The organism is Propionispira arboris (genome assembly GCF_900109225.1).
Lineage (GTDB): Bacteria > Bacillota > Negativicutes > Selenomonadales > Selenomonadaceae > Propionispira > Propionispira arboris.
The window spans coordinates 96,460-109,942 of the sequence record NZ_FNZK01000001.1 but is presented as its reverse complement, the minus strand read 5'-3'; the positions used below and the strand labels follow the sequence as shown (position 1 = coordinate 109,942).

Here is a 13,483-nt window from a genome sequence, read left to right as displayed (position 1 = left end):
TCACAACCATATAAATAATCTAATCTCTAGTTGTGTGACATCTTGCGAAATTTGTCTTAACAAATTTTCTTTTTTAGTGTATAATGAATATATAGCAAGGTGTTCCGCAATTTTGATGGAGGTATTTTGTATGTTGATCGACAATGTCTATGTCACTATCGAAGACGGTCAACTGGAAAAAAGTGAGATTCAATATTATATAAAAAAAATCAAAAAGCATTCCAAAGGCAAGGAGCTTAAAAGTATAGATTTTAAGCTTACTGACGATTATGTGGATCTTAGATATGCATTTCACTCTATTCCATTTGAACGAATTCGTCGCGTAAATATCACAACATTTAATTCAAATCGTTGTGTCGTTTAAAAAGCAATTTTTGTTTTTTACTGACACTTTGTTTTTTATTCTTAAAAATCGAATAAAGCAGGGCATAAAATCCAGATGGATTTTATGCCCTGCTTTATTTTATTAACTAACTCTTTTATTCTAATGTAACGGCCGCTTTATCTTCTGTCTTGGCACGCAGCAATTCTTTCACACAATGAAAAGCAACCGATGCCGCTAAGGTCATCAATGCTAAGGCTAAAATAAGCTGCAATCCATCAATCATAAAGACAAAACCGCCGCCGACAAATAACTTATTATAAATGCCATAAACAGCTTGCAACAGCGCTGTGAAAGTAACCAGAAACATAACCGTCATTGGCACATAAAGCATCCAGCCCTGTCGCCCTGTTGTTTTTAAAAACACGGCCAGGCCAATCAGCACCAATGCACTCAATAACTGATTCGCTGCACCAAACAGCGGCCAAATATTCATATACCCACCTAAACATAATAAATATCCACAAAACAAGGTGATAATAGTTGCAAAATATTTATTCGTACAAACACGCTGTACCCATGTGACTTCCCCTTGTGTTTCACTCATAAAAAGTTCTTGGAAAGACATCCGGCCTATGCGAGCAACGGAGTCAAGTGACGTCATTGCCAGTGCCGATACGCACATCGTCATAATACAACCAGCAATGCCGATTGGCAGTCCAAACATCGATAAAAATCCAGCTACTGCATTGGAAAAAATCTGAAATGGCGTGCCTTCCGGTAATACACCATTTGTTGCTGCCGAACAAACTACAACTAAAGCAACAATTCCCAGCAAACATTCTACCAGCATCGCACCATAACCAACAAATAGCATATCTTTTTCGTTGCGAATCGTTTTAGAAGACGTACCTGATGAAACCAGACTATGAAAGCCCGATACAGCACCACAAGCAATCGTAATGAAAAGCATTGGAAAGAGCATTTTCCCATTCACTTCAAAACCAACAAATGCTGGCATCTGGAGCGTTGGATTTGCTACAATCACCCCGATAACTGCTCCCGCAATCATACCTAGCAATAAAAAAGAACTAAGATAATCACGAGGTTGCATCAAAAGCCACATTGGCATAACTGATGCCGCAAAAATATAAGCGAAAACCACATACAGCCAAATCGTTTTATCAAAATATAATGGATAGGCAATACCAGCTGCAAGCATCACAAGAATCAAAATAATACCAACAACAAATTCAAGTTTTTCCGATGGTTTAAATCGTTTAATAAATAGTCCAAATAAAATGGCCACAAAAATATATAACATTGAAATGGATGCAGCGGCAGCATTTGGTGTCGCCAGCGAACCATCTTTGGCAAAACCATTAAATGTATTGGCTACAATATCGGCAAAAGCAGCAATAACCAGTAGCGTAAAAAGCCAGGAAAATAATAAAAATAACCGTTTTCCCATTTTGCCAATATATTTTTCAATAAGAACCCCCATTGATTTTCCATCATTTTTAACAGAGGCATAGAGTGCTGTAAAATCTTGTACCGCACCAAAAAAAATGCCCCCGGCTAAAATCCATAACAATGCTGGCAGCCAGCCAAACATAGCGGCAATAATCGGTCCAGTCACCGGTCCTGCACCCGCAATTGAAGAAAACTGATGTGTAAACACCGTGATTTTTGAAGCTGGTATATAATCCTGACCATCCTCAAATTTATAAGCAGGTGTTTTTGCCTTCGGATCAATGCCCCATATTCTAACGAGCCACCTGCCGTAACTGATATAGGCACCAGCTAGTATAACGATACCAATCCCTACAATGGTTAAACCATTCATAATAAGTCCCTCATTTCTTTCTATAATTCTAGAATAACAACTGCAGATAAATCACACGCGGTAAATAAATATAATGTATTAAATAAATGATATCCAGCCTACAACCCTATACGCCAATCCTGACAATTGCCATATAAAATATTTAATACAACTTATATAAATAAATGCAAAAAAACCTTCCTCTCCATAAATTCTATGAAGACGAAGGTGAACTCCGTGTTACCACTCCAATTGCTGCTCCAGCAGCCACTCAGAACAATTTTCAGCCTGACTAAAAACTGCTTTCCGGTAACGGTGGAAAACCGATACAGACTGATTCTATATTTCAGCCAAGATTCGATAGGTGATAAAATCATTGTTTCAATGTCACTCTTCCACCAACAAATGACTCTCTGTAAAAAACATACCAAGATTTCGTGTCCTAATTATCTGCATTTCTTTATTCTATTGTATGATAATATATCATTCAATAGAATATTTGTCAATATTTATGTGTCAACATGTAAACTATATATAACGCACTAAAGAAATTCCATCCCGTCTATCAGTCTGCCAGGAATGGGGTATAGGGCATCGTTTGCTTCCTAACGTAACGCTACTCAGCCCTATACTCCATTCCTGACGATTGCCATAAAACGTTTAATGCGTTCTATATAGTAGAATAAAACGAATTTGCTAATTTTATTTTTTAAACGAAAAAGTCGAAATCTACTAAAAGATTTCGACTTTTCGACTTGCCAAAAGAGGGTATCATGAAAAATTTATTGTTTAGCAGCTTCAATCGAACTTTTCGATGAAAGCTTGCTTTTACGTTCTGTAATCAAAGCTTGCATAATAATAAAAATACAGAGCAATGCTCCAACAACAATTTTTGTCCACCAGGCAGATAATGTTCCTTGAAATGTGATAAAGGTAAGAATGACACCCTGAATGAGTACTCCAAACAAAGTTCCTGGAATGAAACCAACCCCACCAGTAAGAAGTGTGCCGCCAATTACAGATGAGGCAATCGCATCCATTTCCATACCTAATCCATGCAGCGTGTACCCAGATAACATGATCCAGGAATATACAACACCACCCAAAGCCGCACAAAAACCACTAATAACATAGACCATGATTTTCGTTTTAAATACAGGCAGTCCCATAAGTGATGCAGATACTTCATTGCCACCCAAGGCGAAGATCGTACGACCAAATTTCGTATATTTTAAAACGACCGCCGCAACAACCAACGCACATAAAGCCACTACTGCACCAATTGATATAAACCCTAAACCAAAGATCCCAATACGTTCACTGGCAATTGACACATAAAAGTCATTGGTTATACTGATCGTTTCCCTTGAAATAACCGCTGTAAGTCCTCGGCAAAAGAACATCCCCGCCAAAGTCACGATAAACGGCTGCATATTGAATGCTGTAATCAAATACCCCTGCACACCGCCAATGAAGATTCCCAAAACGAGTACCGCGACCACTGCAACAGGTACAGATACACCTGTATTTTGCAAAAGCGATGCCAAAATCATACAGGAAAGAGCTACAATTGCACCAACCGATAAATCAATTCCACCCGTTAAAAGCGTAAAAGTAATCCCGATTGTCACAATGATTAAGGCTGAATTATCAATAAAGAGATTAAAAAATACCTGTGGCCGCATAAACCCCTTATAGGTCATGATACCAACACCATATAAAACCAGAAACAAAATCACAGTTACAAAAAATGAAAAATATTGTGATGAAATCGCTTCATTGGTCAATGTTCTCAATTTTGAATTCATGCTTTATTCACCGCCTTTTCATCCATCAGAAAGTTTTTATCTCCCTGTGGACCCACTTTATTGCGGGATTTCCAATTATTGAACATAACTCTGAATTTGCTGGACTGCATCAAGCAGAGAATAATAACTGCAACCGCCTTAATTACCGGCAATTGCTCTGAGGACACGCCCAATGCATACATGGTCGTTGTCAGCGTCTGAATTGTAATGGCGCCGATAACACTGCCGCCAATATTGAATTTACCACCACTCAGCAAGGTACCGCCTAAAGCTACAGCCAATATCGCGTCCATTTCCATATTAAGTCCTGCATTATTGGCATCAGCAGCACGAATCAAAGAACTTTCAATCAGCCCTGACACCCCCGCACAAAAACCCGAAAATGCATAAACAAGAAAAATAACAAACGTTACATTGATACCTGTAAATCGACTTGCCGTTGGATTAATCCCCACCGACTGAACAAATAGACCAATCGATGTTTTTTTTATGATGAACGTTACGAGTAAAATCATGGCAATGGCAATAAAAATTGTCGTTGGTAAAATATTGCCAGGAATACTGCTGCCTATATAGGCAAAAGGTTTATAGTATACCGTTATGATCTGACCTTCTGTAATAAGCTGAGCAATCCCACGCCCGGCTGTCATCAAGATCAGTGTTGCAACAACTGGTTGAATTTTAAACTTCGCTACGAGTAAACCATTCCAAACCCCACATAAAACACCTGCCAAAACAGCTGCCAGCATAGCTAAAAGCATTGGATATTCAGCTGCCCCATCGCCGCGTCCGCCGATCAACGTACAACAAACCGCTGAGGATATGGCGATTACAGAACCAACCGATATATCTATACCACTCGTCGCTATGACAAAGGTCATACCAAGTGCCAAAATAATAAGCGATGACGAGCGATTTAAAATATCAATCAACCGTCCATACAGACGACCATCATCGGTCATTTCAATCGTTAAAAAACCATCCACAAAAATAATATTGAAAATAAGTAATACTGCTAGCGCAAAAAGAGGTAAAAACAATGGACTGGCTGTTATTTTCTTGAGTGTTTCCATCAAGCATCCCCCCCTGCAATCGCCCGCATCACATTTTCCGAGCTAATAGCATCGCCCTCGATTTCAGCGACTTTATTACGATCACGCAAAACGATTAACTTAGAACAAGTACGAATCATTTCATCCAATTCACTAGAAATAAATATCACCGCCATACCTTTTTGTTTTGCTAACGTAACGGCCATTTTCTGTATCTCATTTTTGGTACCAACATCGATACCTCTCGTTGGTTCATCTAAAATTAAAAGCTCCGGATTTGTTGCCAGCCAACGGGCAATAATCACTTTTTGCTGATTACCGCCGCTCAGGTTTTTAATGAGCTGCTCCCGATCAGAAACTTTTATATTCAAAAGTTTAATGTAGTCATCGACAATAACAATCTGCTCGTTAAGGGGAATATGATGAAAGATGCCATCTTTGGCCTGCAAAGCTAATATAATATTTTCTCGTACACTCAAATCTCCAACAACACCTTGTTGCTTGCGATCTTCCGGACAAAAGGCAATTTTTTGCTGCATGGCCTTCATTGGTTCATCCAAGCGCATTTGTGTCCCGTGAATAAGGATTTCCCCTGCCGTGATTTTGTTGATACCAAACAACAATTCTGCTGTTTCAGTCCGGCCTGAACCCAAAAGTCCCGCAAAGCCCATTACTTCACCTTGATGGATTTGCACATCCATATGATTGAGTTTTCCAATACAAGAAATATTTTTTGCATCAAGGAAAACTCCTGCTGATGGTACACTTTTTTCTTCTGATTTATCGAAATCTTTCAAAGCTGATAAATCTTTGCCGATCATTTTCGCAATGAGTTCAACTCGTGGCAATTTTGCAACATCATATGCCCCCACAAGTTCTCCATTGCGTAAAATCGTAATTTTTTCGCACAAATCATAAATTTGTTCCAAAAAATGTGAAATAAAAATAATACCCATGCCCTGTTTTTTCAGTCGGCGAATTACCGTAAAAAGTTTCTGTGTTTCCTGTTCATCAAGGCTTGATGTTGGTTCATCAAGAATCAATATTTTTGCTGAAACATCAACAGACCGGGCAATCGCAATCATTTGCTGAATTGCAACTGAATAATGATCCAATGTTTTTGTCACATCAATATCAACATTCAGTTTCTGTAATAGTTCCTGCGCTCTTGTATTCATTTGCTTCCAGTCAATAAAACCATGTTTTGTCGGCTGGCGACCAATAAATATATTCTCTGTAACTGTCAGATTCGCACAAAGATTGACTTCCTGATATACCGTAGATATACCGACTTCTTGTGCTTCTTTTGGCGTTCGCGGGGCAATTGCTTTCCCTTCCATATAAATACTGCCGCCATCGCGCGGGTAAACGCCTGTTAAAACCTTTATCAATGTTGATTTCCCGGCACCATTTTCACCCATAATAGAATGAATTTCTCCAGCCCTTAGAGTGAAGTCAACGCTGCTCAATGCTTTAACGCCAGGAAAAACTTTATCAATTTGTCGCATTTCTAAAAGTAGATTTTCCATATTCCCACTTCTTTCTCCTGATGGCAGTTTTTAGATAAAAATAACCACACCCTAACCGAACAACCCGGTTACGGGTGTGGTTATAGCTTTAGATCAAAACCTTAATATTTTCTTTCTGGTAAAGTTTTAGCAGCTACATCCGCTGGGAAGATTCCTTCTTCAACATATACATTTTTAGGAACTTCTTCTTTATTTAAAATTTTCTTTGCTGTTTCCATAAGAATATCTCCTTGGAGTGGATTACATTCTACAGTACAGTTTGCTTTACCGTCGATCATTGCCTGGAACATACCTTTTACTGAGTCAATCGAAATAATTGTAATATCTTTACCTGGTTTAAGGCCTGCTGCTTCGATAGCCTGAATTGCACCAAGTGCCATATCATCATTATGAGCAAATAAGATATCAATTTTGTCACGATCCGATTTCAAGAATGATTCCATAACTTCTTGACCTTTTTGGCGTGTAAATTCACCAGTTTGTGATGCCAAAATCGTATATTTTGCTGCATCAGGAGCTGCTGCCATAGCTTCTTTAAATCCATTCGCCCGGCCAATCGCTACGGAAGAACCTACTGTGCCTTCAAGAACTACGATATTGAATTTATCACCACTACGTGGTTGTTTATTTTCTTTTTTCATGTATTCGTCAATCCAGTTAAATACTTTTTTACCTTCTGCAACTGAATCCGTACCAATTTTTGCTATATATAAGGATTCATCGCTTAATTTCACATCTCTATCAACTACGATTACAGGAATCTTAGCATCTTTTGCTTCTTTCAATACAGTATCCCAACCGGTTTCCACGATTGGCACAAAAGCAATAATATCAACGCCCTGAGCGATGAAAGAACGAATTGCCTTAATTTGATTTTCTTGTTTTTGCTGCGCATCAGAAAATTGTAAGTTAATACCTGCTGCTTTAGCTGCTGATTTTATAGATTCTGTATGGGCCGTTCTCCATTCAGATTCAGCACCAATTTGTGAGAATCCCATGGTAATCTGTTTTCCACCGGATGAGGCCGCTTTTGCATCATCTTTTTTTGCCTGGTCACCGCCGCCACAACCTACAGCTAAGACTAACAACGAAATTGCCAATAATAACGAAATTATTTTTTTCATTTTCTCGACTCCTTTTTCTTGTTAATTAAAGTATCCCCGCTTCATTTTATAAAACTTTTTCTTGCACACCCTTTTTTCCCATTCACCTCGAATTCTAAAAAATATCCAATTTGGAGTTATATACAAAAACCCCCTGAGTGCCAACAGATGAAATCCTGTAAATCCACCTGTAATCGTAAAGCAGGAAGTGCTTTACACATTTTTGTTTTTTAGCCATTTTCTTAGCCGAAACATTCGCTGACAACAATCTGAATTGTTTATAAATCAAAAACTAACAAAACTTTCTGAATTTTATTATGTAAAAAATAAGCCTCTATTGTCACTTTCATTATCATACAACTTGTTTCTTGCTTATTTACTTTTATCATACAACTATCAGAATTATTTTTCAATAGTTTTTTAAAAATTCACAAAATATTTTATTAATTGAATATTAAATCAATAAAAAAAAGAGAGCCGCCTTCTACTCTCTTGTAATATAAATCAATTTGTTTTTTTTAATTTACGGTGTAAGACACAACGTATTCCAGGCTTGATATGGGGAATAGCAAAACAGCGATTACACGAGAGGCATTTCGCTTTTTCTTGTCCTGCCAAAAGATTCAGAAATAAATCCGGTTCGCAAATTAAAGGACGCCCTAACGATACCATATCAATCCCAGCTGCCAATACTTTATCCATATCATTCAAAGACTGTACTCCACCTACTAAAGCGATTGGTATGTCCACCGAATTTTTCAATTTCGCAATACGATCCAAATAATAAAGACTGGCTGTCCGTGGCAATGAAATAAAATCAACACCACTAAATTCAACTAGTTCTACCTGTAAAGCTTTGCACTCATTCAGTACATACAACATATCTTGTCCATATTGTTCATCATTGGTTTTACTATCATTATTGATTTTGATCAATACCGGAAAAGATTGGCCACACTGTTTTTGAATTCCCTGAATGATTTCACGGCAAATCCGAAACCGATTTTCAATACTGCCACCATATTGATCAACTCTTTGATTAAACGTTTCATCCAGAAAACGTGATAAAAGATAACTGTGAGCTGCATGTATCTGAACTCCATCTACACCCGCTTTTTGTAAACGGACTGCAGCCGCAATAAACTGTTCTTCAATTCCTTTGATTTCTTCAATTGTCAGTGCTCGTGCATGACGATCTTTTTTTAGATCACGTTCTACAACATCAATTAAATCATCATTATTAACCGCTCTAGGTCCGGCATGATTAATCTGCACAACAAATTTAGCTCCATAAGCATGAACCATATCACGAGCTTTGGTGAACTGCGCAATAAAACGGTCATCATAAATATTAATTTGCTCTTCGTTTGCCTGTCCTTGCGGGGAGACACTGCAATGCCCTGTTATAATAAGCCCCACATTATTTTTAGCTAAGGTTTCATACATATCATATTCAGCATCTGTCATAGTTCCATCCGAATTGCCCAAAAAGCTATGCACAGCGGATCGTATTAGGCGGTTTTTAACTGTTAAATGCTGTAATTTAATTTTTTCTTCTATTTTTCTCATACAAATACCCTCCAAATTGTCACAATAACTTGTTTATTATACCACAATCAAAAATATTTGACCTAGCTGCACGCTTAACGCACAAATGTTTTATATACTAAAGGACCGTTGCCAATTACTGCAACAGTCCTTTTTAAGCGTATTCTTATTTTTCTGTTCTCCGAATGTCCGCCCCCAAGCCGCAGAGCTTCGTTACAAGGTGATCGTAACCTCGATCTATATGATGTATATACCCGACTTGTGTTTCGCCGTCTGCAACAAGTCCAGCCAGTACCATGGCAGCACCAGCGCGAAGGTCCGTTGCTTTAACCTGGCAGCCAGTTAATTTCTGAACACCTTCAACAACCGATGTTCGTCCATCGATTTTGATATTCGATCCCATACGTTTTAATTCATCTACATGCATAAAACGATTTTCAAAAACTGTTTCCGTAACGAGTCCGGTACCTTCGGAAACCGTAAGCATTGCCATGAATTGTGCCTGCATATCGGTTGGAAAGCCTGGATATGGCATTGTTTTAACATCCACTGCTTTTGTCTGTTTATCACAAGTCACACGAATACCATTTACATCTTCTTCAATCGTGACACCAGCCTCTTTAAGCTTTGCAATTACTGGCTTCAAATGTTCACTAATTGCGTTTTCAATATAAACATCCCCACGAGTCATCGCTGCAGCGACCATATATGTCCCTGCTTCAATGCGATCCGGAATAATCGTATAATTTTTACCAATGAGCTTCGTAACACCATCAATCTTAATTACATTCGTACCAGCACCACGAATTTTAGCCCCCATAACGTTCAAATAGTTTGCTAAATCAATGATTTCTGGTTCTTGTGCTGGATTTTCAAGAATAGTCTGCCCTTGTGCCATACAAGCTGCCATCATGATATTTTCCGTTGCCCCGACACTTGGAAAATCAAGATAAATCCTTGCCCCTTTCAAGCCATGTGGTGCACTAGCCTGAATAAAGCCATGACCTATTTCTATCTCCGCACCAAGAGCTTCAAATCCTTTTAAATGAAGATCAATCGGTCTTGTTCCAATAGCGCAGCCTCCTGGCAAAGAAATTTTTGCTTCGCCGCAGCGTGCTAAAAGCGGACCCATGATTAAAAAAGACGCTCGCATTTTGCGCACAAGTTCATATGGTGCTTCACAACTGGCAATCACAGAACTATCAACAAATAAAGTATCTTTTTCACTATCAAACTGTACTTTTACACCTAATTCAGTTAAGACTTCAGAAATTGTATGTACATCTTCCAGTGCCGGAACTTCATCGAGAAGACTCGGCCCGTCTTGACCCAAAAGTGTCGCCGCAATAATCGGTAACACTGCATTTTTTGCCCCGCTGATTTTCACGCGGCCTTCCAATCTATGACCACCATTTATAATTAACTTCTCCATTATATCCTCCCGAAATAATACTCCTAAGCATCACTCCATAGTTTATCATCAACAAGGATTTCTATCAAGTCCTTTCCTGTCTAATATTAAAATAAAAAAGAAGTGCGGATAAATCCGCACTTCTTTTTATCTCTCAATATCTGCCTTGGTTGCTTTAAGGCGCGCTTTCGCACGATCAAAAGCAGCCTGGGCACGAATTGAATCGATATCTTTGCTTTTTTCAGCACTGGTTTTAAATGCTTCCAATCGTTCCTGCGCCCTGGCATATGCTTTTTGCGCACGATTGATATCAATATTGATTGGCAGTTCAGCCGCCGATGCTAAGATCGTAATCTTATCTGGCTGCACTTCCATAAAACCGCCGCTCACAGCAATAAGCTGCTCACCAGCATCTGTCTTAGCCCTCATAGCATGAGGAATCAATCCAGTAATAAGCGGAGCATGATGCGGCAAAATGCCAAGTTCACCACCCGTACTACGGACAATAAGCATATTAACATCTGTTGTATAAACAACTTTTGTTGGAGAAACAATTTCCAGCTTTATTGTAGCCATAAATTATTCCCCCTTTTTCATTTTGCGATCTGCTTCTATAACCTCATCAATAGTACCAGCCATATAGAAAGCGGCTTCTGGAATATCGTCATGTTTACCTTCTAAAATTTCTTTAAACCCGCGAATCGTTTCTTTGAGTGGAACGTATTTCCCTGGTGAACCAGTAAATACTTCTGCTACGAAAAACGGCTGGCTTAAAAATCTTTGGATTTTACGAGCTCTGGCCACAACCAGTTTATCAGCATCTGATAATTCTTCCATACCCAAAATCGCAATAATATCTTGCAATTCTTTGTATTTCTGAAGTACTGCCTGTACACCACGAGCTACTTCATAATGATCTTCACCAATAACATGAGGGTCAAGAATACGAGAAGTAGAATCAAGTGGATCCACTGCTGGATAGATACCTAATTCTGCAATTTGACGAGAAAGTACTGTCGTTGCATCCAAATGGGCAAATGTTGCAGCTGGAGCCGGATCTGTCAAATCATCCGCTGGTACATATACGGCCTGTACCGAAGTAATGGATCCCTTTTTCGTTGATGTAATACGTTCTTCAAGCGCACCAACATCTGTTGCCAGTGTAGGCTGATACCCAACTGCCGACGGCATACGACCGAGCAATGCAGATACTTCAGACCCAGCTTGAATAAAGCGGAAAATATTATCAATAAACAAAAGTACATCCTGACCTTGTACGTCACGGAAATATTCTGCCATAGTAAGACCTGTTAACGCCACACGCATACGAGCACCTGGTGGTTCATTCATCTGTCCATAAACAAGTGCAGTCTTATCAATAACGCCTGATTCAGTCATTTCTGACCACAGATCATTACCTTCACGCGTACGTTCACCTACACCAGCAAATACGGAGTATCCACCATGCTGTGTTGCAATGTTATGAATCAATTCCATAATCAGAACTGTTTTACCAACACCAGCACCACCGAACAAACCGATTTTACCACCACGGGAATACGGTGCAATAAGATCGACAACCTTAATCCCCGTTTCGAGAATCTGTGTTGAAGTTTCCTGTTCGTCGAATTTTGGTGCAGAACGATGAATTGACCAAAATTCTTTATTGCCAACCGGTGCTGGATTATGATCAACCGTTTTACCAAGTACATTAAATACTCGACCAAGGGTTTCATTACCAACAGGTACTTTAATTGGAGATTTAGTATCGACTGCTTCCATTCCACGAGTCAAACCATCGGTAGAACTCATTGCGATACAACGAGTGACACAATCACCCAAATGCTGCATAACTTCAACTGTCAAATCAATCTTCACTTCACCTGCGACCCCCTGAATGGTGATCGCATTTAAAATTGCTGGTAGTGAATCCGCTGGAAATTCAATATCTACGACAGGTCCAATGACCTGTACTACTTTACCATTAGCCACTATAAGAAAACCTCCTTACTTCAAGGCTTCCGCACCACCCACGATTTCTGTGATCTCGCGGGTAATGTTTGCCTGACGCACTTTATTATAATGCAAGTCTAATTTCTGAATGAGTTCTTCGGCGTTGTCCGTTGCATTGCTCATCGCAGTCATACGGGAACTTAGCTCACTTGCGGAAGCTTGGAGTAACGCCGCATATATTGTTGTTACCAAGTATTGTGGTAATAAGAATCCTAGCACTTCACCAGCGGATGGTTCATAAATATATTCTCCACTTGATGCATCCTTTTCACCATCTCCAAGATCGTCAAACGGCAATAATTTAATCGTTGTCGGAATGGAGGTGATTGCCGAGATGAATTTTGTATATACCATATAGATTTCATCACATTCACCTGCGGTGAATTTTTTGATGAGATCAGAAGCGATTTCGCGCGCATTATCATACGTAGGGCGTTCGCTGATACCGGTATATTGACTCACGATACTGTAATGGCGATTGACGAAATGATCTCTCGTCTTTCTGCCGACCGTGACTAAATCCACTTCGGATTTGTTTGAAATATGCGCTGTTGCTTCTTTAAAAACATTACTGGCATAAGCACCAGCAAGACCTTTATCCGAGGCAAGCACAAGATAGAGTTTTTTTCCATCTTGACGCACTTCGAGCAGCGGATGGCTGAATTCGCCGCCTGCATTTGCCGCTACATCGGCAATAACCTGACGCATTTTATCAGCGTATGGCTTATTGGCCACTGCCGATTCCTGTGCCCGGCGCAAGCGAGCTGCAGCTACCATTTTCATGGCTTTTGTGATTTGCTGGATACTTTTTACGCTTTTTATACGACGGCGTATGTCTTGTAAACTAGCCAATTAAAAATCACCTCGCTGCA

At 39.4% G+C, this 13,483-nt stretch carries 11 protein-coding genes; 1 reads left to right on the top strand and 10 read right to left on the bottom strand.

The annotated features are described in order from the left end of the window. Positions 1-130: 130 nt before the first annotated feature. Complete coding sequence (locus tag BMY14_RS00495; protein ID WP_091828335.1) at positions 131-364, top strand: ferredoxin; 234 nt, start codon at positions 131-133, stop codon at positions 362-364. 115 nt (positions 365-479) lie between these two features. On the opposite strand, the gene BMY14_RS00490 is transcribed toward BMY14_RS00495, so the two are convergent. The 10 genes from BMY14_RS00490 to atpG form a co-directional block, all read right to left on the bottom strand. Next, entirely contained in the window at positions 480-2,168 is a 1,689-nt protein-coding gene (locus BMY14_RS00490; RefSeq protein WP_091828334.1) for a carbon starvation CstA family protein, read from the bottom strand. Between the two features lie 761 nt (positions 2,169-2,929). Next, entirely contained in the window at positions 2,930-3,955 is a 1,026-nt protein-coding gene (gene yjfF, locus BMY14_RS00485; protein WP_091828333.1) for a galactofuranose ABC transporter, permease protein YjfF, read from the bottom strand. Next, positions 3,952-5,028, bottom strand: coding sequence for an ABC transporter permease (locus BMY14_RS00480; protein ID WP_091828332.1), 1,077 nt, complete (start codon positions 5,026-5,028; stop codon positions 3,952-3,954). The genes yjfF and BMY14_RS00480 overlap by 4 nt, the downstream gene beginning before the upstream one ends. Continuing rightward, positions 5,028-6,536: a sugar ABC transporter ATP-binding protein gene (locus BMY14_RS00475; protein WP_091828331.1), complete on the bottom strand. Its 1,509-nt coding sequence runs from the start codon at positions 6,534-6,536 to the stop codon at positions 5,028-5,030. The genes BMY14_RS00480 and BMY14_RS00475 overlap by 1 nt, the downstream gene beginning before the upstream one ends. Positions 6,537-6,637: 101 nt before the next feature. Further along, positions 6,638-7,660 (bottom strand): ABC transporter substrate-binding protein, encoded by a 1,023-nt coding sequence (locus tag BMY14_RS00470; RefSeq protein WP_091828330.1) that lies wholly within the window; start codon positions 7,658-7,660, stop codon positions 6,638-6,640. 483 nt (positions 7,661-8,143) lie between these two features. Beyond that, positions 8,144-9,208: an NADH:flavin oxidoreductase gene (locus BMY14_RS00465; RefSeq protein ID WP_091828329.1), complete on the bottom strand. Its 1,065-nt coding sequence runs from the start codon at positions 9,206-9,208 to the stop codon at positions 8,144-8,146. 145 nt (positions 9,209-9,353) lie between these two features. Next, positions 9,354-10,619, bottom strand: a complete 1,266-nt coding sequence (gene murA, locus BMY14_RS00460; RefSeq protein ID WP_091828328.1) for a UDP-N-acetylglucosamine 1-carboxyvinyltransferase — start codon at positions 10,617-10,619, stop codon at positions 9,354-9,356. 126 nt (positions 10,620-10,745) lie between these two features. Next, positions 10,746-11,174 carry an ATP synthase F1 subunit epsilon gene (gene atpC / locus BMY14_RS00455; protein ID WP_091828327.1) on the bottom strand — a complete coding sequence of 143 codons (429 nt, stop codon included), beginning with the start codon at positions 11,172-11,174 and terminating at the stop codon, positions 10,746-10,748. Between the two features lie 3 nt (positions 11,175-11,177). Next, positions 11,178-12,590, bottom strand: a complete 1,413-nt coding sequence (atpD, locus tag BMY14_RS00450; protein ID WP_091828326.1) for a F0F1 ATP synthase subunit beta — start codon at positions 12,588-12,590, stop codon at positions 11,178-11,180. Between the two features lie 15 nt (positions 12,591-12,605). Further along, positions 12,606-13,463, bottom strand: a complete 858-nt coding sequence (gene atpG / locus BMY14_RS00445; protein ID WP_091828325.1) for an ATP synthase F1 subunit gamma — start codon at positions 13,461-13,463, stop codon at positions 12,606-12,608. Positions 13,464-13,483: the final 20 nt, after the last annotated feature.